This window comes from Stenotrophomonas pictorum JCM 9942 (assembly GCF_001431585.1).
GTDB classification, from domain to species: Bacteria; Pseudomonadota; Gammaproteobacteria; order Xanthomonadales; family Xanthomonadaceae; genus Stenotrophomonas; species Stenotrophomonas pictorum.
Window position 1 is genome coordinate 13,147 of record NZ_LLXS01000005.1, and the last position, 21,124, is coordinate 34,270.

The following is a 21,124-nucleotide window of genomic DNA, read 5'->3' on the forward strand; positions in this document are numbered from 1 at the left end:
TGCTCGATGATGAATGCCGGTGGCCGGGACCTGCGCAACGATGCCGGGATGACAGGCGGAACGCCGGCTGCATCCGTCGGCTGCGGACCTCCGCCGCTTGCATCATCGGCGCTAGTGTCGGCCATGAGGCGAGCGGCCTCCACGGGAGGGGAAGACCATGGCATTCAGTGCGAAGGGCAATTCTGGACCGTTGGCCGAGATCAATGTCACGCCGCTGGTGGATGTGATGCTGGTGTTGCTGATCATTTTCATCGTGACCGCACCGCTGGTGTCCTATCCGATTCCCGTGGCCCTGCCGCAACCCACCACCACGCCACCCCCACGGCTTGAACCACCGCCGCCGATCGAATTGCGGGTGGATGCCGGCAACCAGCTCCGCTGGAATGGCCAACCACTGGCATTGGCCGATGTGCAGACCCGCCTGCAGGAACAGGCGCAGGCCCATGCGGGCAATCTGCCGGAGCTGCGCATCGCCACCGATCCGGGCGCGGAGTACGCCGTGATGGCGCGGATTCTGGCGGCGGCCAGCAACGCCGGGATGGAGCGGATCGCCTTCGTGCAATAGCGGCGCCGCGACATGGCACCGATGGAAAGGCCGGCAATCTGCCGGCCTTTTCCCGTATCTGCGCGGTGGATCAGCGCAGGCTTTCTTCCGGCACCTGGACTTCCATCTTCACTGCCAGATGATCCGAATAGGCGGCGGGTACCGCCTGCGTATCCACCACATTGAGCGTGTCGCTGGTGAGGATATGGTCGATGGCCCGTTCCGGGCGCCAACTGGGGAAGGTCGGGACCAGGCAACCGGGTGGCTGCAGCCGGGTCTTGCGATAGAGCAGCTGCATCTCCGGACGATCGGCCATGCAGTTGAAGTCCCCCATCAGCACCGCGTTGGGGTGATCGCTCAGCAGGTCGGAGATGAAATCCAGCTGCGACATGCGCGAATTGGTACCCAGCGACAGATGCGCCACGGCCACGGTGAGCCCTTCCTTGCCATCCCCGTAACGGGCCAGCAGCACGCCACGGCCGCCGATACGGCCGGGCAGGGGGTGATCCTGCACCTCCACCGGCTCCAGGCGGCTGAGCAGGCCGTTGGCGCTGGAGGCCACACCGCCCATGCGCCGGTTCGGCTGGTGGCTCCAGTAATTGAAGCCGGCGCGTTGGGCCAGATAGTGGGTCTGGTTGGTGAAGCCCGAGCGCAGGCTGCCCGGATCGGCTTCCTGCAGGCCGACGATGTCATGCCCGCTGGCCAGCTGGGCGATGGCGTCCAGGCTGGAGCGTTTCTGCCCGGCGGGCAGCGCATGCGACCAGCTGCGGGTCACATAGTCGCTGTAGCGACGGGTGCTCGAGCCGGCCTGGATGTTCGCGGTCAACAGCCGCAGCGTTTTGGTGGGGGATTTCACGATAGTGCGACTGGAGGGCCCCGGGATTCCGAGGCCCTTGATACCTTACCGGGCGTTGGCGGCGCGTTCGCGCGCGACCAGGTGGTCGGCGATGCGCAGCATGTCTTCCCAGCCCTGGCCCTTGACCAGGTACTTGCCGTTGACGATCAGCGACGGGGTGCCGGAGATCTTGCTGCGCTGGGCGAACTGCTTGGCGCGGTTGACCTTGGCCGAAACCGAGAAGCTGCCCATGGTGTCGGCGAAGGTCTTCGGCGCCACGCCGTGCTTGCCGTAGAAGTTGGCGATGTCCTCGACCGAGTCACGGCCGCGCTCGCCCTTCAGGGTCTGCTCGATGTGGATGGCCGAATACAGCGCATCGTGGGTCTTGTCCTGCACGCCCAGCGCTTCGGCGGCGTAGAAGGCGCGCGCATAGTCATCCCAGGTGCCGCCGAACACGGCCGGCACGTAGACGAAGTTCACGTCCGCCGGCAGGCCGGCCTTCCACGAGCTCACCAGCGGCTGGAAGCGGGCGCAGGCCGGGCAGACATAGCCGAAGATCTCGGCCACTTCGATCTTGCCGGTGGCCGGCTGGAACGGCTGGCCGCCTTCGATGGCCACATAGTCGGTGCCGGCAACCGGCTCCGGGCCAACCAGGCGGGCGGCGGCCGGAACTGGCGCTGCCGGAGCGGCGGCCTCAGTGCTGGCGTCCGCGGCCGGTGCCTGTTCGGTGGCGGCCGGAGCCGGCGCCGCTTCCGGCGCGGCCGGGGTGGCCGGAGCGGTGGTGTCGGCCGAGCCATCCTGGGCCTTGCAGGCGACCATCAACGGGAGCAGGGCCATCAGGGCCAGGGCGAAGCGGATCTTCATCGGGTGGATCTCCAGCGGAAATTTGGGGTTCATCGGGCCGCGCGGAGCGGCCGGAGAACACATGATGACATTATGTGCAGGCGCGGCTGAACCGGCAGTCGGCCGCGAGGAAGCCGCTCAGCGGCGTTTGGCGGAAGCCCGTTCGCGGGCGATCAGTGCATCGGTGATGCGCACGGCATCCTCGAACGTGCGGCCCTTGACCAGGTATTTGCCGTTGACGATCAGCGCCGGTGTGCCCGGTGCACGCACGCGCATCGCAAAGCTGCGCGCACTTTCCAGCTTGCTGTCGACCTCGGGGCTGCGCAGCGCCTCGATATAGCGCTGCGGCTGCACGCCATAGCTGGCGTAGAAGCTCGCCAGTTCCTGCGGCGATACGTTCTGTACCGGCAGGCTGCGCTGCTCATGCAGGGCGCGGAACATGTCGCCGTGGCTGCGCTTGAGCACGCCGACCTGTTCGGCGGCATAGAACGCGCGGGCATAGGAGTCCCAGTAGCCACCGAAGACCGCCGGCACCCGCGTCAGCCGAACATCGCCGGCCTGTTTGGCGGCCCAGGCCTCCAGCAGCGGCTCGAAGTGGGCGCAATGCGGGCAGGTGTAGCCGAACAGCTCGACCACCTCGATCTTGCCGGCCAGCGGTGCGAACGGCCCGGGGGCGGCGATCAGGTCATAGTCCTGGCCTTCCACCGGCGTGGCGGGGGCGGCAGTGGCGGCCAGCGGCGCCAGGGCGAGCATCAGGGCCATCAGGCGGGAGAGAAACGACATAGGGCTAAAAGTCTCCAGTCAAAAATAAAGACGCCGACCTGGTGGGGCCGGCGCGTCTGCGAACAGCACCTGCCGGTCGCCGCAGCGACCTGCGCGGGCTAGGGTTGAGCGGGGGCAGCGGCCACCGTGGCGTCATCGGCCCGATCATGCAGGCCCTGCACATAGCTGGCCAGCGCCTGGATTTCCTGCCCGGTCAGTGCCTGGCTGACCTGCGCCATGATCTTGAACTGGGCCGCATCGGTTTCCCCGGTCTGCCCGGCCCGGTAGCGCTGCAGGCGCTGCGCCACGTAGCCGGCGTACTGGCCGCCGATGTGCGGGTAGGCCGGACCGGGATTGCCGGTGCCGGTGGGCCCGTGACAGGCGATACACGCGGGAATGCCGCGGCTGGCGTCACCGCCGCGGTAGAGCTTCTGCCCGATCTCGAAGAACTTCATGCCGGCATAAGGGCCCTCGCTGACCTGTGCATCATCGGCGACGCCGGCGCCACTTTTCTGCGTGGCGAAGTAGGCGCCTATATCACGCATGTCCTGGGCGGTGAGGTTCTGCACGAACGGCACCATCGCCGCCACCGCGCCTTCGTTGCGCTGGCCGTTGGCGATCAGTGCCACCTGCCTGGCGACATAACGTTCGCTCTGTCCGGCCAGGCGCGGGTAGATATCGATCGGCGAATTGCCGTCGGCGCCATGGCAGGCCGCGCAGGTGGAAGCTTTGGCCTGTCCGGCGGTGGCATCACCAGGGCGGGTCTTGCTGAAATCGATTTCCAGCGGCGCCACGGCCACCGGCGCATTGTCGGGGACGGCGCTCACCGAACTCTGCGCAAACGCGACGACGGCGATCAGCGGTACAGCGAGTGCAGCAACGGCAAGAACACGAGCATGGCGCATGCGGAAGCTCCGTGTGGACCGGCCGGGCGGGGCTTCCGCCGGCATCGCCCGGATTATCAACGCCGTTTCGCGGCAGGGTCAACGCAGCACTGCAGCAAAAACCGCACGGGCACGGTGCCGAAGGGGGCGTAGTGGCCCGGGGGAGGGATTTTTCGCCGTTGCCGGGGGAAATGCCGCAGCGGCCATCAATCGGACCCGGCGCGCGGCGCCGCAACATGCGATCCTATGCCCATGTCACAGCTCCTCGAACGCGCCCAATACCTGCTTTCCGCCCACAATGCCAAGCAATTGCCGGAGGATATCGGCAATGAAGTGGCTTTTGCCGGTCGCTCCAATGCCGGCAAGTCCAGCGCCCTGAACGCCCTGACGCGCCGCAATGCACTTGCCCGCGTCTCCAAAACACCTGGCCGCACCCAGCAGCTGGTGTTCTTCCAGGTCACCCCCCAGGCGCATCTGGTCGATCTGCCCGGATACGGCTACGCCAAGGTGCCGCTGGACCTGAAAGCGCACTGGCAGGCCTTCATCGAGAAATATTTCCGCACCCGCGAGGCCCTGAAGGGACTGGTGGTGGTGATGGACATCCGGCACCCGTTGAAGGAATACGACCTGCAGATGCTCGGTTACGCGGTGCAGCGCGGCCTGCCGGCGCATGCGTTGTTGACCAAGGCCGACAAGCTCGGTCGGGGCCAGCAGATGCAGACCCTGCAACAGGTGAAGAAAGAGTTGTCCTCGCGCTTTGGCGACAGCGTCAGCGTGCAGTGCTTCTCCAGCGAATCCAAGCAGGGTGTGGATGAAGCCCGCCTGGTTGTCGGTGGCTGGCTGGGATTGAATCCGACCGTCGCCGATACCGATACCGCTGCCGGATAAGGACCCTCTCCACCACACCCCGGTGCGTGGCGCGGTGGGGGATCAGACCGGAATCTGGAACAGCCGTCCGATCAGGGCGGCGGCGGCCATCGCCATCGCTCCCCAGAACGTGACCCGCAAAGCCCCGCGTCCTGGCGAGGCGCCGCCCAGGCTGGCTGCCAAGGCGCCCGTCAGGCACAGCCCGATCAGCGTGGCGAGGGTGGTTGCCAGCGTCACGTGGGCAGCGGGAACCAGCAGCGCGGTCAGCATCGGCAGTGCGGCACCGACGATGAAAGCCGCGGCCGAGGACGCGGCGGCCTGCAGCGGCCGGGCACGCAGGGTTTCGGTGATGCCCAGTTCATCGCGGGCATGGGCCGCCAAGGCATCGTGTGCGGTCAGTTGCTCGGCCACGGCACGGGCCAGTTCCTCATCCAGTCCGCGTTGGCGGTAGATGCGGGTCAGCTCGTCCAGCTCACTGTGCGGGTCTTCACGCAACTCGCGGCGTTCGAGGGCCAGATCGGCGTGCTCGGCATCGGCCTGTGATTTGACCGATACGTATTCCCCCGCCGCCATCGACATCGCCCCGGCCACCGTGCCGGCAACGCCACTGGCGATGATCGTGGTGGCGCTGGCGCCGCCAGCGGCCACCCCCACCACCAGTCCGGCGATGGAGACAATGCCGTCATTGGCGCCCAGCACGGCCGCCCGCAGCCAGCCAACCCGGTCGGAACGGTGTCTTTCGTAGTGCATATGACGGCTACGGTCCATGCCCCAGTGTAGCGGCCGCGCCCGTCAAGCCGCCATAGCTGGGATGCTGAAATCCGCGACTGTCCACATGGCCGGTGCAGGTGGCGCGATATAGTGCCGCCTTGCGATGGACCGCTCCGGACCCCACATCGCGCCTTCATTCCCCCAGTGCGAGCCAGCCCTTGTCGAGCCCCAGCCACGTCGCCGATACCCCCATCACCGACCGCGACCAACTGGTCCAGGAGATCGCGTCGGGTGAAAAACCCAAGGCGCAATGGCGCATCGGTACCGAGCACGAGAAGTTCGGCTTCCGCCTCGATGACCTGCGTCCGCCGGCCTTCGACGGTGACCGTGGCATCGAGGCGCTGCTGACCGGGCTGACCCGCTTCGGCTGGGCGCCGGTGCAGGAAAACGGCCGCACCATCGCCCTGCTGCGTGACAATGCTTCGGTGTCGCTGGAGCCGGCCGGGCAGCTGGAACTGTCCGGCGCGGCGCTGGAAACCATCCACCAGACCTGCGTGGAAACCGGCACCCATCTCAACGAGGTGGCGCAGGTGGCCGGCGAGCTGCAGCTGGGCTTCCTGGGAATGGGTTTCCAGCCCAAGTGGACGCGTGCGGACATGCCGTGGATGCCCAAGGGCCGCTACCAGATCATGAAGAACTACATGCCCAAGGTCGGCGCGCTCGGCCTGGACATGATGACCCGCACCTGCACGGTGCAGGTCAACCTGGATTTCGCCTCCGAGGCGGACATGGTGAAGAAGTTCCGCGTGTCGCTGGCGTTGCAGCCGATCGCCACCGCGCTGTTCGCCGACTCGCCCTTCACCGAAGGCAAGCCCAACGGCTACCTGAGCTGGCGCTCGCACATTTGGACCGATACCGATGCCGACCGCACCGGCATGCTCGACTTCGTGTTCGAGGATGGCTTCGGTTACGAGCGCTATGTCGACTATCTGCTCGATGTGCCGATGTACTTCTCCTACCGTGACGGCATCTACCACGATGCCAGCGGCCAGAGCTTCCGCGACTTCATGCAGGGCAAACTGCCGGTGCTGCCGGGCGCACTGCCCACGTTGCGTGACTGGTCGGACCATATGACCACCGCGTTCCCGGAAGTGCGGATGAAGAAGTATCTGGAAATGCGCGGTGCCGACAGTGGTCCGTGGAGCCGCATCTGCGCGCTGCCGGCGTTCTGGGTGGGGCTGCTGTATGACCAGACCGCGCTGGATGCGGCCTGGGACCTGGTCAAGGATTTCAGTCTGGCCGAGCGCCATGCCCTGCGTGACGGTGTGCCGGAGCAGGCCCTGCATCTGCCGTTCCGCAACGGCACCGTGCGCGATCTTGCCGCTCGCGCGCTGGAGATCGCGCGCGACGGCCTGCGTCGGCGCGCCGCGCTCAATGCCGATGGCCAGGATGAAACCCATTTCCTGGACGTGCTGCAGGAGATCGTCGATTCCGGCAAGACCGCCGCCGAGCGCAAGCTCGACCTGTTCCACGGCCGCTGGAACGGCCGTGTGGACCCGCTGTTCGCCGAGTTCGCGTACTGAACACAGTTGCCGCGCGGTAACCCGCGTAATGCGCACCGCCTGCCGGCAGCGCCGCGTATCGAGTCCATTGCCGGGCAGCGGCGACATCGTGCGCTGCCATCAATCCCTTGCCACGGGTGCTGCGCCGGTGGCGGGGATTTCCTGTTTCAACGGTGCGAGGCATCCGCACCTGGACGCCAGCGGATAGAGCCGGCGACCACATGTAAATGTTCTGTAACTGAAGGTGAATACGATGCGCTGCATCTGCCTGGAAGCAGTTTCCAGGCACGACCTACGCATATCTCTTCAGGAACAAATCATGATCGTAGTCAGGAAGTCGGCGCTGGCTGGTGCCATCGTGCTTGCGCTTTGCCTTGCGCCAGAAGCCTTCGCGCAGGAGCAGCGGCAGGTTTCGGAGCAGGCAATGGCCGGTGGTGCGGTTCGCGGCCGTGTCTTCAATACCGATAGTGGGCAGTACGTGCGCAATGCCGAACTGCGCGTTGCCGGAACCACCAATGTCGTCTACAGCGATCAAAGCGGTGGTTTCCGCCTCAATGGTGTTCCCGCAGGTGAGGTTGTGCTCGTCGTCCGCTACGCCGGGCTTGAGGAAAGCCGGGTGGCGGTCACGGTCACCAAGGATGAAGTGGCCAGCGTGGATATTCCGCTCAAGGCCCCCGCCTATGCATCGGGAGCCAGCGAGGCGGTGAGCCTGGAGGGTCTGACCGTCACCGCCAGTCGCGAAGGCCAGGCCAGCGCGATCATGGAGCGGCGTGCGGCGATGAATGCCAAGAACGTGGTGGCCGCCGACAACTATGGCGCGCTGACCATGGGCGACGTCGGCGAGTTCATGAAGTCGATGCCGGGTCTGTCGCTGGATTACACCGAAGTCGACGCCACCGCGGTGCGTATCGGTGGTCTGGATCCGAAGTATTCGACGTTCACCACCGATGGCGCACGCATGGCCACGGCCACCTCGAACAACAACTCCGGCCGGCAGAACTCGTTCGAGCAGATGTCGATCACCGGCATCGAGTCGATCGAGCTCAACCACACGCTGACCGCGGCGATGGATGCCGATTCGCCGGGTGGCAACATCAACCTGCGCAGCAAGCATGCGTTCCAGCGCAGCAAGCGTGATCTGGTGTTCCAGCTTGGTGCGGTGGGCACGTCCGATTCCAACTGGTCCGGCAGATATTTCCCCGACGACAAGAAGCACGACACGATCTATCCCTCCGGCCAGTTCGGCTTCGGCGATGTGTTCATGGACGGCCGCTTCGGCGTGGAGTTCAACGCCAGCTACAACGCCAACTATGTGCAGCAGGACCGCATCCAGACCGACTGGGCCTACAAGCCCGACGGCAGCGCCATGCCCTACCGGGTGATGTGGCGTCCGGGTCCGAAGAAGACCAGCCGTACCGCCGCCAACCTGAGCCTGGACTACCAGATCACCGACAACCTGGTCGCCTCGCTGCGCAGCACCTACTCGATGTACGACGTGGAGTACTTCAACCAGTACACCTACCTGATTTTTGGCACCACGTCCAAATCCGAAGCCGCGCCGGGCTCCACCCCCGAGCACATCGTGGTGGATCCCAATGGCACCAACACCCGGCTGCATACGCAGTACTCGCATCGCTATGCCGGTACCCCCGCCTATCTGGTCGCGCCCAAGCTCGAGTACAAGGGCGAGAGCTGGGAGGCGGTGCTGCGCGGCAGCTACTCGTCAGCCGAGTTCAACTTCCGCGACAACAGCAAGGGCTTCTTCCAGCGCACCGACAGCTGGCTGACCGGTATCGGTTTCACTCTTGATCGCCCGTCGGAAGGTTCGCACGCGTGGAATCTGGCGCAGACCGCAGGGCGGCCCTGGAACGATCCGGCCAACTTCAATCGCGATCACCCCATCGGCTACAACGTGCGCACTGCCGAATCCGATGCGGTCAACGACCAGTCCGGTATCAATCTCGACCTGAAGAAGCATCTGAGCTGGAACGACAACCCGCTCACGCTGATGGGCGGTCTGGGCACGCGCAGCAACGACTGGCGCACCAATGAAGGTTCCTGGCAGCAATACAAGTATGTCGGTCCGAACGGCAGCCAGACCGATCCCTCGGCCTCGGTGCCGTGGACCGGGAATTACGACTTCGCGATCATCGGGACCGGCGCGGGCAACCTGAACGATCAGGGCTGGCGCGCTGACAACAACTACGCGATGTACGACATCTACCGGGAGCATCCGGAGTACTTCGTGCCGGACGTTATCGGCAACCTCAAGCGCCGGCTCGACAACAACAAGCGCATCCAGGAAGACGTGGATGCCGCCTACATCGAAGCGGAAACCCGCATTGGCGATGCACGCTTCGACCTTGGCCTGCGCTATGAGAAGACCCGTACCGCGGCGCGCATGGCCGACGTGCGTCCGCGCAGCGAGGTCCAGGCCGCCGGGCTGGACCCGAACACGGTCGAAGGCCTGCTGTACCAGTACAACAACGGCCGCTACACCACGCGCAAGGGCGAGTACGACGATTTCTTCCTCAGCGGCGGCATGAAGTACGACTTCACCGACAAGCTGGTCGGCCAGTTGTCCTTCAGCCAGTCCATCCTGCGCCCGGATTACGGCAACCTCGGTGGTGTGGTGTCGGTGAACGAGGACACGATGATCGTCACCGTGCCCAACGCGCAGCTCAAGCCCGAGCATTCCACCAAGTACTACGCCAGCCTGCAGTACTACCTGGAGCCGTCGGGCATGCTGGGGCTGTCGTATTACAAACTGGACATGCAGGACATGCAGGTCACCGGTATCACGGTCGATCCGGAAAGTGTGGGTTTCAACCCCGGTGATTACGAAGGCTATACCTTCCGCAGTGCGCAGAACCTGCCGGGCACCAGCACCAACGAAGGCATGGTGCTGGAGTACAACCAGCAGCTCACCTTCCTGCCCGGTGCGCTCAAGGGCCTGAGCCTGTACGGCTCGCTGACCCATGTGAATCCGGATGGTCCGCGCCAGAACATTCCCAAGGAAGCAGCCAACTGGGGTGTCCGCTACAACTACGGGCGCTTCGATTTCCAGATCAACGGCAACTACCAGTCCGAGCATCGCGTCAGCGCCTTGAGCAACACGCCGACCACTGCCAACAACGGCATTCTCTACCGCGATTCGCGTCAGCTGTGGAATATCAGCGCCAGCTACAAGCTGACTGACAACATCGACGTGATGCTGGCCGGCCGCAACATCTTCAACGAGCCGGAAGTCATCTACTCCAACATCCCCAGCCGCGTGCAGATGTACACGGTCTACGGCTCGATGTGGAACTTTGGTATCCGCGGCCGCTTCTGATCGCCACTGCACCCCTTCCGCGCCGGGCGCGGAAGGGTTTTTTCTATCTGGATTCCCGTTGGAGACTGCTTCGTGACCGTCAATATCGATCGTCGCCGCCTGATCATCGGCGCCGGCCTGGGGGTTGGTGCGCTGCTGCTGCCGGTCGGCCGCGCGTTGGCTGGCGAGCTGCTCGGCGCCAAAGGCTTCACCCACAATGTCGCCAGCGGCGAACCCGGCCCGCATTCCATGCTGCTGTGGACGCGCTATTTGCCCCCGGCAGGCAGCAATGACGTGACCCTGCAGGTGGAAATGGCGCTGGACCGCGCGTTCACCCGGGTGGTGGCCGGCGCCAGTGTCCGCACCGGGAGCTACCGCGACTGGACGGCCAAGCTCACTGTCGACGGTCTGCAGCCGGCGACCACCTACTGGTATCGCTTCATCGCACCCGATGGCAGCTTCTCGCCGGTGGGCCGCACCCGTACGCTGCCGGTAGGCGAGGTCGCCAGCTTCAGGCTCGGCCTGTTCTCCTGCGCCAATCTGCCGGTCGGCTGGTTCAATGCCTACGCGCATGCGGCCGAGCGCGAGGACATGGACCTGTGGCTGCACGTGGGCGACTATCTCTACGAATATGGTCTGGCTTCCTACAAAACGCAGGACCGGGTTGCAGGACGTGAGGGGCTGCCGGCGCACGATCACGAAATGGTTTCGCTGCTGGATTACCGCCTGCGCCTGGCCTGCTATCGCGCCGATCCGGACCTGCAGCGGCTGCATCAGATGGCACCGATGGTGGCGCTGTGGGACGACCACGAGATCACCAACGACAGCTGGGAGGGCGGCGCGCAGAACCACCAGCCCGCCAGCGAAGGTGACTGGAACACCCGCAAGGCGGCCGCGGTGCAGGCCTATCGGGAATGGCTGCCGGTGTCCGACGAGCCGTGGAAGCAGTATCCGATCGGCACGCTGGCCACGCTGTACCGCACCGAGTCGCGCCTGATCGGGCGCACGCAGCCGGCCGATATCCGCAGCGCCTATCTGGCCGGTACCCGGGAGGCGCTGGAGGCGTTCCGCGATGGCCCGTGGCAGGATCCCTCGGCAACGATGCTCGGCCTGGAGCAGGAGAGCTGGCTGTACCACGGTCTGCAGCACAACGCCGGCAACACCACGTGGCAACTGGTGGGGATGGGCACTATTCTCGGTCGCACATTGATGCCGGAGCAGACCCTGGGCTGGCTGCGCCCGGAGGCCAGCGAACGTACGGTGCAGGCCTTCAAGGACAACATCCGCGGCGCACGCGTTGGCCTGCCGATGTGGATGGACCGCTGGGATGGCTACCCTGCCGCGCGTTCGCGTCTGCTGCGTGCGGCGCAACAGGCCGATGCCAACCTCGTGATGCTCTCCGGTGACAGCCACAACGCCTGGGCCTATGCGCTGGAGGAGGGCGGGCAAGCGGCGGGGGTGGAGTTCGCGGTGCAGGCGGTCACTTCTGGCGGTATCGAAGGCAGCATGGCCACCGATCCGAAAACGGTGGCTGCGGCCTTCATGGCCCGCAACCCGGAAATCCGCTGGTGCGATACCGCACAGCGCGGCTACGCGCTGCTGGACATCAACCCGCAGCGGATCCGCTGCGAGTGGGTGTTCATGCAGGACATCAAGACCCGCACGACCGCGTTGGCCGGCTCCCATCAGATGACCGTGCAGCGCGGACAGAACCGTTTCAGCGGCGCATGAACTGCCGCCCGCCTGCCAACCGGCCACCTGCATCCGTTTCCAGGAATCTCCCATGAAAAACAGTTTCTACCTGATGCTGGCGCTGCTGGCGGCTCCGGCGCTGGCCGGGGAACCGGCTGTCACCTCCGGCAAACCCCCTTTGCTGCCATTGAAGCAGGACGGGGGCACTTGGGATGCAGGACATGTGCAGGGCATCGCCGTGGACCGGCAGGGCGGCTTCATCTACTACTCGTTTACCAATCTGCTGGCCAAGTTCGACTTCGAGGGAAAGCTGGTGGGTACCTTGGCCGGCTGGACCGGTCATCTGGGTGATCTGGATCTCAACCCCGCTGACGGGCGGATCTACGGCTCGCTCGAATACAAGGCCGATCAGGCGTTCTACATCGCCATCATCGATGGCCAAGGCATCAACCGGGTGGGGATGGATGCCGCCGAGGGCGAGGTTTTCCGCACGGTCCATCTGCCCGAGGTGGTGGACGACTACACCGCCGACGTGGATGGCGACGGTCGCTTCGATGGCGATGACGGTCGCTACTCCGGCAACGAGGCGCAGTCACCGGATCACCGCTATGGCTGTTCGGGCATCGACGGAGTGGCGTTCGGGCCACGCTTCGGTGCGAGCGAGGGCCCGCTGTACCTGACCGTGGCCTACGGCATCTACGGAAACACCGCACGCACCGACAACGACCACCAGGTGCTGTTGCAATACGACATCCGCGACTGGGCGCGTCACGCGCAGCCACTGATCGAGGCACGCCCGCACCGGCAGGGACCGGCGGAGGTTGACGGGAAGTACTTCGTGTACACCGGCAACACCACCTATGGGGTGCAGAACCTCACCTATGACGCTGCATCGCAGCGCTGGTTCATGGGCGTATACCGCGGCCGCAAGGCGGCATTTCCCAACTACCAGCTGTTCGCCGTGGATGGCCGGGCGGCGCCGGTCCTTGGGGATCTGGTCGGGGTGCCGGCGGCCGATGGCAAGGGCTGGGAACAGGGCCTGCGACTGGCCCTGGCCGCCGATGGCCAGCGCGATCCGGCGACCGGCATCCGTGGCTGGAACCAGAAGGCCGATGTCGGCTTGCAGTCGCTGGGCGGGGGGCTGTTCTATTCCGTGCGCAATTCCGGTGCAAAGGGCGCGCAGCAGGCCGAACTGACGCTGATGCGCTGGACCGGCGACACATCGCAGCCGCTGATGCCGGTGTTGACGGAGCCGCCGGGGCAATGACCGCCGCCGGCCGGATTCGTCTTGCAGCGCAGCGGGCACTTCCGGGAGATACCGCAGCGTGTTGCTAGACTGCCGTTCCACCATCCGGAGCCACGTGCATGGGCAGTTCGAACGATGAGATTGTCTTCTACACCCACCCGCAATCGCGCGGCCGCGTCGTGCGCTGGATGCTGGAGGAGATCGGGCAGCCCTACCGCGTCGAGGTGATGGGCTACGGACAGAGTATGAAGTCGCCGGAGTATCTGGCGATCAATCCGATGGGCAAGGTGCCGGCCATCGTCCACCGCGGCGTGGTGGTGACTGAAACCGCGGCGATCTGCGCCTATCTGGCCGACGCGGTTCCGGCCGCCGGGTTGGCCCCGGCGCTGGCCGATCCGCTGCGTGGCAGCTACCTGCGCTGGCTGTTTTTCGTCGCAGGCCCGGTCGAGGCCGCGGTTACCGCCCGCGCGCTGGGCCAGGAGCCGCCCCCGGAGAAGGCCGGGTTCGTCGGTTATGGCAGCTATGAGGCGACCATCGGCCTGCTGGAGCAGATCGCGGCCAAGGCGTCGCCGTGGTTGCTTGGCGAGCGTTTCAGCGCGGCCGATGTCTATGTCGGCAGCCAGATCCTGTTCGGCTTGACCTTCAAGACGCTCCCGCCGCAGCCGGGCTTTCTCGCCTATGCGCAACGTCTGGGCGAGCGGGAGGCGTTCAAGCGCGCCGCGGCGGCCGATGACGCGCTGGTCGCACAGCCGGCGGGCTGATGCCGTGACCCGGCGTGGCGGGGAAGCCTACTCCCGGCTGGGGAGTGGTGCCCTGCGGCGGGGACGCCCGGCGCAGAATCGGCGTGGCTGCGCTCAATAGCGCGCGGCAGTCAGCGGCGCATCGGCCCACTGCCAGGCGGTGGCCTGCTGGCGAAAGGTTTCGTGCGCGGCATCGGCTTGGCCCAGGGCCTGCTGTGCCTGCGCCAGGCCGAACAGCGACCAGCCGTTGAGCGGATAGGTCTTCAGATCCTGGTTGAAGGCTTCCGCCGCGCCGTTGGCATCGCCGTTTTCCAGCAGCGCGGCGCCCAGATACGGGCGTACCGGCAGGGGCCAGTCGGCCGGCTCGTTGTAGGCCAGTGCGTCCTCGGCCGCGGTGGCTTCGCGCAGGCGGGTGATCGCGTCGCGATGATTTCCCTGTGCTCGCAGCAACTCGCCCTGTAGCAGCCCATCGGCGACCCGCAGGACATTGTCGGCGTGATTGATGGCGAAGAAGCTCACCTGCGCCATCGCCGGATCGATGGCGATCGCATGCAGCGCGTCGGCTTCTTTTTCCGCTTGATCCACGGCACCTTTGCGCAGCTGGGCCATGCCGCGGGCGAAGTGGCGTATCGCGGCCGGATAGGGCAATTCCGATGGCGTGCTGGTGTCGGACAGGATCGCGTCCCAGTCGCCGAAGCGGACCTGGGTGAGCAGCGGCGCGACCACGAACTGTTGCATGAACTGCATCGTCGCCTCGCCCATGGCGCTGCGGTCGGCGCGCTCGGCCGTCTGCTTTGCCGCCTGCAGCGCCAGCGTGCGTGAGCCGGTCAGGCCGGTGGTCATCGTCGCGAAGTGCCAGTTGTGTGGCACATAACCCAGCGGATATACGCCGTTGCTGCCGCGGCATACGGCCAGGAAGTCCTTGTCGGCGGTGGTGGCGGCCAGATTGGTCAGGGTCGCATCGTGGTAGCGGCCGACGCGGATGTAGATATGGGCGGGCATATGCACCAGATGCCCGGAGCCGGGCGCCAGCGCCGCCAGGGTATCGGCATAGGGTTCGCCGCGCTTGGGGTCGGGGGAGGCCTCGATGGCGTGGATGTAGTAGTGCATCGCACCGATGTGGCGCGGATTGCGCGCCAGCACGCGCTCCAGTTCGCCGACGAGCTTCGGGGTGAACTGCGCCGGTGAGCCGTCCGCGTTCCAGTAGGCCCACGGCGACAGATCCATCAGCGCCTCGGCATACAGGGTGGCCGCGTCGTCATCGTCCGGGAACTGCGCGACCACCTGGGCCATCGCCTCGGCATAGGCGTGGTCCAGTGGTGCGCGGTCGTCCGGTGCCGGGGCGAGATAGCGCTTCTGCAGTGCCTGGATCAGGGCCTGATCGACCGGTCGCGCGCTGCCGGCCAGATGCGCCGCCTTTGCCGCCAGCGCGCTGGCTTCTTTGGCCGCGGCCGGGTCCATCGGCAGGTTGATGTTCGGACCCAGCACCAGCGCTTGTCCCCATGCGCACATCGCGCACTGTGGATCCAGGCGCGCCGCTTCGGCGAAGGCACGTCCGGCGGCTTCGTGGTTGAAGCCGTAGGCCAGCCGCAGGCCCTGGTCGAAATAGCGTTGTGCCATCGGTACGGGCGTGCCGATATCCCGATGCAGATCGCCAAAGGTTTCAAACAGGGGCACCGGCACCGAGTCGGGGACGGCGGCTGTCTCGATGCCGGCGTTCCCGGCCCGATCACAGCCGGTCAGCAGCAGCGCAGCCAGCGTCGATGGCAGCAGCAGGAGCGCGGATCGGCGGATCATTGTGGCGCCTCCGGAGCAGTTGACCGGGACGATACTGCGGCCCCGCGCGCGGGGTGATACCGCGCTGTGAAGGATGTGCCGGCATCTCTGGCGGGTGCAATCGCGCAGCCTGCAAAATATACTACCCCCCAGTACAAGGTATCGGGGTCGGTCATGCCGCACTCGCCGGAGGAAAAAAAGAAGGTTTTGGCCCGGGTCAAGCGCATCCGTGGCCAGTGCGATGCGCTGGAGCGCGCGCTGCAGGCCGGTGCCGACTGCGGCCCGGTGCTGCAGCAGATCGCCGCCATCCGCGGCGCGGTCAACGGACTGATGAGCCAGGTCATGGAAGCCCACCTGCGTGAGGAATTCGGCCAGCCGGCGCGGTCCGAAGCCCAGCGCGCCGCGCGCGTGACCGAGATGTCCAGCCTGATCCGTTCCTATCTCAAGTAATCCCGGGCGGCGCACAGCGTCGCCTTCCGTCATTCCCGCAGGAGAAAAACCATGAAATCCCGTGCCGCCGTCGCCTTTGCCGCCGGTGAACCGCTGCAGATCGTCGAGATCGATGTTGCCCCGCCCAAGGCCGGCGAGGTGCTGGTCAGGATCACCCACACCGGCGTGTGCCATACCGATGCCTTCACCCTGAGCGGTGAGGACCCGGAAGGCCTGTTCCCGGTGGTGCTGGGCCATGAGGGTGCCGGCATCGTGGTCGAGGTGGGCGAGGGCGTGACCAGCGTGAAGCCGGGCGACCACGTGATTCCGCTGTACACCGCCGAATGCGGCAAGTGCGAGTTCTGCACCAGCGGCAAGACCAACCTGTGCGTGGCCGTGCGCGCCACCCAGGGCAAGGGCGTGATGCCCGATGGCACCACCCGCTTCAGCTACAACGGTGAGCCGATCTACCACTACATGGGCTGCTCGACCTTCTCCGAGTACACCGTGGTGGCCGAGGTCTCGCTGGCCAAGGTCAACCCGGAAGCCAACCCGGAGCACGTCTGCCTGCTCGGCTGCGGCGTGACCACCGGCATCGGCGCGGTGCACAACACCGCCAAGGTGGCCGAGGGTGATTCGGTGGCCGTGTTCGGCCTGGGCGGCATCGGTCTGGCGGTGATCCAGGGCGCGCGCCAGGCCAAGGCCGGGCGCATCATCGCCATCGACACCAACCCGTCCAAGTTCGAACTGGCCAAGCAGTTCGGTGCCACCGACTGTGTCAACCCGAAGGACTTCGACAAGCCGATCCAGCAGGTCATCGTCGAAATGACCGGTTGGGGCGTGGATCACAGCTTCGAGTGCATCGGCAACGTCGATGTCATGCGCGCGGCGCTGGAATGCGCGCACCGCGGCTGGGGCCAGAGCGTGATCATCGGCGTGGCCGGCGCGGGCAAGGAAATCTCCACCCGGCCGTTCCAGCTGGTCACCGGCCGCAAGTGGCTGGGCACCGCCTTTGGTGGCGTCAAGGGCCGCAGCCAGCTGCCGGGCATGGTCGAGGATGCGATGAAGGGCCATATCGAACTGGCGCCGTTCGTCACCCACACCATGGAACTGGACAGGATCAACGAAGCCTTCGAGCTGATGCATGAAGGCAAGTCGATCCGTTCGGTGATCCACTACTGAGATGAGTGCGATGTTCAATAAAGATGGACTGGCCGCGGCACTGGCTGGCGTGGACGACAGCGCGGAAGCGCGTGAGGCGATCGAGCGACTGCAGGCATCCGATCTGGCGAAGATTGATGCGTTGATCCTGTCGTCGCTGGACCGGAGCTGGAAGAAGGCCGGCTTCGTTACCACCGGCGTATTGATTGCCGCACCCGACGAATACGAGGATATTCCGGAGGCGCTCTACGCGTTGCGTATCCGCGCGCTGGCCAACGATTCGCGCATCGAGGTCAAGGGCGACCTGGAGGTGTTGAAGACTTGCCAGATCCGCCTGTCGTCCGCATCGGGAGGTGGCTGAGATGCTGGCCGAACGCCTCGAACACCGTGCCAGTTTCGGCGGCTGGCAGGAGGTCTACCGCCATCCTTCCCGGGTGCTGGGCTGCGACATGACGCTTGGGGTCTATCTGCCGCCGCAGGCGCAGGCTGGCGCTCGCTTGCCGGTGCTGTACTGGCTCTCGGGCCTGACCTGCAGCGAACAGAACTTCATCACCAAGGCCGGCGCGCAGCGCTATGCGGCCGAGCATGGAATCATTCTGGTGGCGCCGGATACCAGCCCGCGGGGCCCGGCGGTGGCCGATGCCGACGGCTACGACCTGGGCCAGGGCGCCGGCTTCTATGTCAATGCCACCACCGAGCCGTGGGCCCGCCATTACCGGATGTACGACTACATCGTCGATGAACTGCCGGCGCTGGTGGAGGCGAATTTCCCGGCCAGCGATGTCCGCGCGATCAGTGGCCATTCGATGGGCGGCCATGGCGCGTTGACCATCGCGCTGAGGAACCCCGGCCGCTACCGCAGCGTGTCGGCGTTCTCGCCGATCGTGGCGCCCTCGCAGGTGCCGTGGGGACAGAAGGCGTTTGCGGCCTACCTCGGCGACGACAGGGCGGCGTGGGCGCGTCACGACGCCACCGCGCTGGTTGCCGGGGCGAGCGAGCGTCTGCCGCTGCTGGTCGACCAGGGTGATGCCGACGAGTTCCTCGCCAGCCAGCTCAGGCCCGAGCTGCTGCAGGCCGCCTGCGGGGCGGCTGGCCATCCGCTGCAGTTGCGCCTGCAGCCCGGTTACGACCACAGCTACTACTTCATCAGCAGCTTCATCGGCGAGCACATCGCCCATCACGCCAGGGCGATGCACGGTTGAACTGGCTGTCCCACTGGCGCAGGTCGTTCCTGCGCCAGTGGGACAGTGGCCGGTGCGGTCAAGCCGTCAGGAAATCCGTATAGGCGTAGCGTGCGTCACGGAGCACGGTATCGCCCTGGCGCAATCGCAGTGGCGCACGGAACATCGGGCCGGCGCTGACGCAGGTGTGGAACTCGCCGTTCTCGCCGCAGGCATCAACGCCGGCGGGCAATGCGTCAAGGAAAGCCATGTCAAAGGCATGTCCGGCGAACGTTGCATCCAACACCTGGCTATCCACGCAGCACAGCTGCGCGCGCAATCCTTCCTGCACCATCTGCCGGGCCAGCGCAGCGGTGTCGCGGCCAAACAGGGGAAACAGTGTGCGCCAGCCGAGTTCGGCGTACTGCTGCACGCGCCAGTCGCGGATGTCTGCCAGCAACAGATCGCCGAAGGCGATGGTTTCCAGCGCAGGCCAGCGCTGGCGAGCGCCGGTCAATGCCTCGGACATGCGTGCCAGGTACACCGTGTTGTCGCAAACCGGTGGAATCCAGGCCTGTACCAGTGGCAGTCCCGCGGCATCGGCTTGGGCCTGGAGCACGTCGGCACGTACGCCTTGCATCGAAGAGCGGTTGTAGCTTTCGGTGAGCGTTGTAAGCAGCGCAACGACGGTGAAGTCCTCGCGCTGGCGCAGTTCATGCAGTGCCCAGGCGGCATCCTTGCCACCGCTCCAGGACAGCAGGATCGGCGTGGCCACCGCTCAGCGCACGTCGCGCAGTTCCCAGTGGCTGCCCGCCAGCAGCCGCAGACGCTGCTTGAACAGCTCGCCGGGCAGGCGGGTGGTGGCCTGGAGGTTGATGCGCAGATCGGCCTGCTGGCCGGTCACCGTGGCATCCGGGTCGGTGGCGCCCAACGCCGGGTCGACATCCTCCGGATCCTCCTGGGTGGCCTTCCAGCGCTGGAACAGCTCGGGCGTGCGCAGCGCGGCCTGCAGCTGCGCGGCGAACTCCTCGGCGCCATTGGCGCTGAAGGACAGGCGCGGATCGTTGCCACGGGCTTTGGCCGGATCGGGCAGGGAGATGGAGTACTGCACGGACATACGGATTCTCCTGAGGGTTGACCCAACGTAACGTGCAACGCGTTGCGACCGCGTCACGCCAGTGATGGCCGGGGGCGATCGGTGGTCAGGCGGTGAAGCTGTGGTGCTCGTCGGCAAAACCGACGGTCACCGCGCCCTTGCCGACATTGACCATGCCGGTCAGGCTCATCACGCTTTCCAGCAGTTCCACCTTGTTCGCGCTGCAGGTATCACGCAGCGCGGCGTAGCCGGGCAAGGTCCGCAGTTCGGAAAGCTCGCCGCCGTAGCTCACGCATACGGTGGGCGTCAGCAGTCCGTTGCGCACCCGCTGCCCGGTGAAATCGAACAGCTTCTGCACCGCGTTGTCGAAGCCCTTGATCTTGGCCACCGGCGCGGTATCGCCACGATAGCCGTGCAGTACCGGCTTGATATCCAGCGCGCTGCCCAGTGCGGCGCTGAGCAGGCCGACGCTGCGGTCGCCCTTGTGGCGGGCGCGGGCACGCAGGTAGTACAGATCCCGGGTGACCATGTAGCCATGCACGTTGCCCGCCAGCTGTTCCAGGCGCTCGCGCATCTGCTGCACGCTGGCACCGCTTTCACGCAGGCGCACCGCCTCCACCGCGGTAACCGCCTGCGCGGCGAACAGGTTCTGGGTGTCGAGCACGCGCAGGGCGAACGGCGAGTTGTGGCCGGCAGCCTGGCGCACGGGCTTGTAGTCGTTGAGGATCGCGAAGCTGGCCTGCATCGCGTTGTCGTGGATCGGGCTGCGGGTCTTGGTGATGGTCATGCAGAACACATGGTCGTAGTCGATCACCAGCGTGCCCAGGAACAGATCGCGGATCTGGTTGACGCTGAAGGCAATGGTTTCCGCTTCGGCACCGCCCTCGGCCACATGCGCATGCAGGAAACCCAGCGTGGCCTCCTCGTCGCGGTGGTCGGCCAGCACCGCTTCGCCGATCCGTACCGTGATGGGCAGCAGCACGATGCCGTGCTGGCGGATGAACTCCGGCGGCAGGTCGCAGGCCGAATCGACAACAATCCCTATGCGCATTGAAGCCCCCCGTCCCGATGTGATCTGAATGTGCGAACCGTATCGCAAAACCAACGCCGGCGTACGGTTTCGCGCCAGGTATTCCGTCCTTGAGCGGCGGCTGCCCGATGGTCCAGTGTGGAGTCCGGTGGACCGTATCCGGTTCCTTCCGCGCAGGCCTGCCGAGGGGGCCTGACCAACGGGCACAGGCACCGGCGATGGCGGCGCTCCCTGCACCTCGATGAAGGTGCCCGCCCGCCATTGCCTCACACCTGGCAAGTCCACTCGCTGGTGCGTGCCGGCTCCGGATCTGCGCAAACCTCTGGTCACGGCCGGGACCGGCCGGCAGGCTTCCAACCGCTCCGGCGTGCAGGTAGTGAAGCGACTCTGCCGCCACCAGATTTTTCCCCCACGCAACAGCGGTATCAGCCATACCGCTACGCAGGGTGGTATTTATGAATGCGCGATAGAAT

20 protein-coding genes are annotated in these 21,124 nt (G+C 65.9%); 11 read left to right on the forward strand and 9 right to left on the reverse strand.

Annotation, left to right across the window (positions count from 1 at the left end; all coding sequences use genetic code 11):
• Positions 1–157: 157 nt before the first annotated feature.
• Positions 158–565: an ExbD/TolR family protein gene (locus ARC78_RS01290; protein ID WP_054660477.1), complete on the forward strand. Its 408-nt coding sequence runs from the start codon at positions 158–160 to the stop codon at positions 563–565.
• Between the two features lie 70 nt (positions 566–635).
• On the opposite strand, the gene ARC78_RS01295 is transcribed toward ARC78_RS01290, so the two are convergent.
• The 4 genes from ARC78_RS01295 to ARC78_RS01310 form a co-directional block, all read right to left on the reverse strand.
• Positions 636–1,373 (reverse strand): endonuclease/exonuclease/phosphatase family protein, encoded by a 738-nt coding sequence (locus ARC78_RS01295; RefSeq protein ID WP_172675130.1) that lies wholly within the window; start codon positions 1,371–1,373, stop codon positions 636–638.
• 72 nt (positions 1,374–1,445) lie between these two features.
• A complete protein-coding gene (locus ARC78_RS01300; protein ID WP_057505637.1) occupies positions 1,446–2,243 on the reverse strand; it encodes a thiol:disulfide interchange protein DsbA/DsbL in 798 nt (265 codons plus the stop codon).
• A 117-nt stretch (positions 2,244–2,360) separates the two neighbouring features.
• Entirely contained in the window at positions 2,361–3,005 is a 645-nt protein-coding gene (locus ARC78_RS01305) for a thiol:disulfide interchange protein DsbA/DsbL (protein ID WP_054658178.1), read from the reverse strand.
• A 98-nt stretch (positions 3,006–3,103) separates the two neighbouring features.
• Positions 3,104–3,889, reverse strand: a complete 786-nt coding sequence (locus ARC78_RS01310; protein WP_057505567.1) for a c-type cytochrome — start codon at positions 3,887–3,889, stop codon at positions 3,104–3,106.
• Positions 3,890–4,120: 231 nt separating this feature from the next.
• Here ARC78_RS01310 and yihA point away from each other — a divergent pair, with 231 nt between their 5' ends.
• Positions 4,121–4,756: a ribosome biogenesis GTP-binding protein YihA/YsxC gene (gene yihA, locus ARC78_RS01315; RefSeq protein ID WP_054658180.1), complete on the forward strand. Its 636-nt coding sequence runs from the start codon at positions 4,121–4,123 to the stop codon at positions 4,754–4,756.
• 42 nt (positions 4,757–4,798) lie between these two features.
• Here the strand turns inward: yihA and ARC78_RS01320 are convergent, their stop codons facing one another.
• Positions 4,799–5,503, reverse strand: coding sequence for a VIT1/CCC1 transporter family protein (locus ARC78_RS01320; protein WP_057505568.1), 705 nt, complete (start codon positions 5,501–5,503; stop codon positions 4,799–4,801).
• 161 nt (positions 5,504–5,664) lie between these two features.
• Between ARC78_RS01320 and ARC78_RS01325 the strand changes: the two genes are divergently transcribed.
• The 5 genes from ARC78_RS01325 to ARC78_RS01345 all read left to right on the forward strand — a co-directional run bounded on the left by ARC78_RS01325 (position 5,665) and on the right by ARC78_RS01345 (position 14,020).
• Positions 5,665–7,029: a glutamate--cysteine ligase gene (locus tag ARC78_RS01325; RefSeq protein WP_054658183.1), complete on the forward strand. Its 1,365-nt coding sequence runs from the start codon at positions 5,665–5,667 to the stop codon at positions 7,027–7,029.
• 298 nt (positions 7,030–7,327) lie between these two features.
• Positions 7,328–10,342, forward strand: coding sequence for a TonB-dependent receptor domain-containing protein (locus ARC78_RS01330; RefSeq protein WP_057505569.1), 3,015 nt, complete (start codon positions 7,328–7,330; stop codon positions 10,340–10,342).
• 72 nt (positions 10,343–10,414) lie between these two features.
• Positions 10,415–12,052 (forward strand): alkaline phosphatase D family protein, encoded by a 1,638-nt coding sequence (locus ARC78_RS01335; RefSeq protein WP_054658184.1) that lies wholly within the window; start codon positions 10,415–10,417, stop codon positions 12,050–12,052.
• A 52-nt stretch (positions 12,053–12,104) separates the two neighbouring features.
• Complete coding sequence (locus tag ARC78_RS01340) at positions 12,105–13,280, forward strand: hypothetical protein (RefSeq protein WP_054658186.1); 1,176 nt, start codon at positions 12,105–12,107, stop codon at positions 13,278–13,280.
• Positions 13,281–13,378: 98 nt separating this feature from the next.
• On the forward strand, positions 13,379–14,020 hold the full coding sequence (locus ARC78_RS01345) for a glutathione S-transferase family protein (RefSeq protein ID WP_057505570.1): 642 nt from the start codon (positions 13,379–13,381) through the stop codon (positions 14,018–14,020).
• A gap of 93 nt (positions 14,021–14,113) precedes the next feature.
• On the opposite strand, the gene ARC78_RS01350 is transcribed toward ARC78_RS01345, so the two are convergent.
• A complete protein-coding gene (locus ARC78_RS01350) occupies positions 14,114–15,796 on the reverse strand; it encodes a tetratricopeptide repeat protein (RefSeq protein WP_057505571.1) in 1,683 nt (560 codons plus the stop codon).
• Positions 15,797–15,949: 153 nt separating this feature from the next.
• On the opposite strand from ARC78_RS01350, the gene ARC78_RS01355 reads away from it, so the two are divergent.
• From ARC78_RS01355 to fghA, 4 genes are read left to right on the forward strand one after another with little or no spacing between them, the layout of a single operon-like run.
• Positions 15,950–16,225, forward strand: a complete 276-nt coding sequence (locus ARC78_RS01355; protein WP_057505572.1) for a metal/formaldehyde-sensitive transcriptional repressor — start codon at positions 15,950–15,952, stop codon at positions 16,223–16,225.
• A gap of 51 nt (positions 16,226–16,276) precedes the next feature.
• Complete coding sequence (locus ARC78_RS01360) at positions 16,277–17,386, forward strand: S-(hydroxymethyl)glutathione dehydrogenase/class III alcohol dehydrogenase (protein ID WP_054658050.1); 1,110 nt, start codon at positions 16,277–16,279, stop codon at positions 17,384–17,386.
• Positions 17,387–17,396: 10 nt separating this feature from the next.
• Positions 17,397–17,726 carry a DUF3658 domain-containing protein gene (locus ARC78_RS01365; protein WP_158499969.1) on the forward strand — a complete coding sequence of 110 codons (330 nt, stop codon included), beginning with the start codon at positions 17,397–17,399 and terminating at the stop codon, positions 17,724–17,726.
• Position 17,727: 1 nt separating this feature from the next.
• Positions 17,728–18,567 carry an S-formylglutathione hydrolase gene (fghA, locus tag ARC78_RS01370; RefSeq protein ID WP_054658054.1) on the forward strand — a complete coding sequence of 280 codons (840 nt, stop codon included), beginning with the start codon at positions 17,728–17,730 and terminating at the stop codon, positions 18,565–18,567.
• A gap of 58 nt (positions 18,568–18,625) precedes the next feature.
• Here fghA and ARC78_RS01375 read toward each other — a convergent pair whose 3' ends face one another.
• From ARC78_RS01375 to ARC78_RS01385, 3 genes are all read right to left on the reverse strand, one after another.
• Entirely contained in the window at positions 18,626–19,300 is a 675-nt protein-coding gene (locus ARC78_RS01375; protein WP_054658056.1) for a Dph6-related ATP pyrophosphatase, read from the reverse strand.
• A gap of 3 nt (positions 19,301–19,303) precedes the next feature.
• Positions 19,304–19,642, reverse strand: a complete 339-nt coding sequence (locus tag ARC78_RS01380; RefSeq protein ID WP_054658058.1) for a hypothetical protein — start codon at positions 19,640–19,642, stop codon at positions 19,304–19,306.
• Positions 19,643–19,727: 85 nt separating this feature from the next.
• Positions 19,728–20,672 carry a DegV family protein gene (locus ARC78_RS01385; RefSeq protein ID WP_054658060.1) on the reverse strand — a complete coding sequence of 315 codons (945 nt, stop codon included), beginning with the start codon at positions 20,670–20,672 and terminating at the stop codon, positions 19,728–19,730.
• Positions 20,673–21,124 lie beyond the last annotated feature (452 nt).

Coding starts and splice junctions, on each gene's coding strand:
- ARC78_RS01290 (WP_054660477.1), top strand. CDS start 158: ATGGCATTCAGTGCGAAGGGCAATTCTGGACCGTTGGCCGAGATCAAT.
- ARC78_RS01300 (WP_057505637.1), bottom strand. CDS start 2,243: ATGAAGATCCGCTTCGCCCTGGCCCTGATGGCCCTGCTCCCGTTGATG.
- ARC78_RS01305 (WP_054658178.1), bottom strand. CDS start 3,005: ATGTCGTTTCTCTCCCGCCTGATGGCCCTGATGCTCGCCCTGGCGCCG.
- ARC78_RS01310 (WP_057505567.1), bottom strand. CDS start 3,889: ATGCGCCATGCTCGTGTTCTTGCCGTTGCTGCACTCGCTGTACCGCTG.
- yihA (WP_054658180.1), top strand. CDS start 4,121: ATGTCACAGCTCCTCGAACGCGCCCAATACCTGCTTTCCGCCCACAAT.
- ARC78_RS01320 (WP_057505568.1), bottom strand. CDS start 5,503: ATGGACCGTAGCCGTCATATGCACTACGAAAGACACCGTTCCGACCGG.
- ARC78_RS01330 (WP_057505569.1), top strand. CDS start 7,328: ATGATCGTAGTCAGGAAGTCGGCGCTGGCTGGTGCCATCGTGCTTGCG.
- ARC78_RS01340 (WP_054658186.1), top strand. CDS start 12,105: ATGAAAAACAGTTTCTACCTGATGCTGGCGCTGCTGGCGGCTCCGGCG.
- ARC78_RS01345 (WP_057505570.1), top strand. CDS start 13,379: ATGGGCAGTTCGAACGATGAGATTGTCTTCTACACCCACCCGCAATCG.
- ARC78_RS01350 (WP_057505571.1), bottom strand. CDS start 15,796: ATGATCCGCCGATCCGCGCTCCTGCTGCTGCCATCGACGCTGGCTGCG.
- ARC78_RS01355 (WP_057505572.1), top strand. CDS start 15,950: ATGCCGCACTCGCCGGAGGAAAAAAAGAAGGTTTTGGCCCGGGTCAAG.
- ARC78_RS01360 (WP_054658050.1), top strand. CDS start 16,277: ATGAAATCCCGTGCCGCCGTCGCCTTTGCCGCCGGTGAACCGCTGCAG.
- ARC78_RS01365 (WP_158499969.1), top strand. CDS start 17,397: ATGTTCAATAAAGATGGACTGGCCGCGGCACTGGCTGGCGTGGACGAC.
- fghA (WP_054658054.1), top strand. CDS start 17,728: ATGCTGGCCGAACGCCTCGAACACCGTGCCAGTTTCGGCGGCTGGCAG.
- ARC78_RS01380 (WP_054658058.1), bottom strand. CDS start 19,642: ATGTCCGTGCAGTACTCCATCTCCCTGCCCGATCCGGCCAAAGCCCGT.
- ARC78_RS01385 (WP_054658060.1), bottom strand. CDS start 20,672: ATGCGCATAGGGATTGTTGTCGATTCGGCCTGCGACCTGCCGCCGGAG.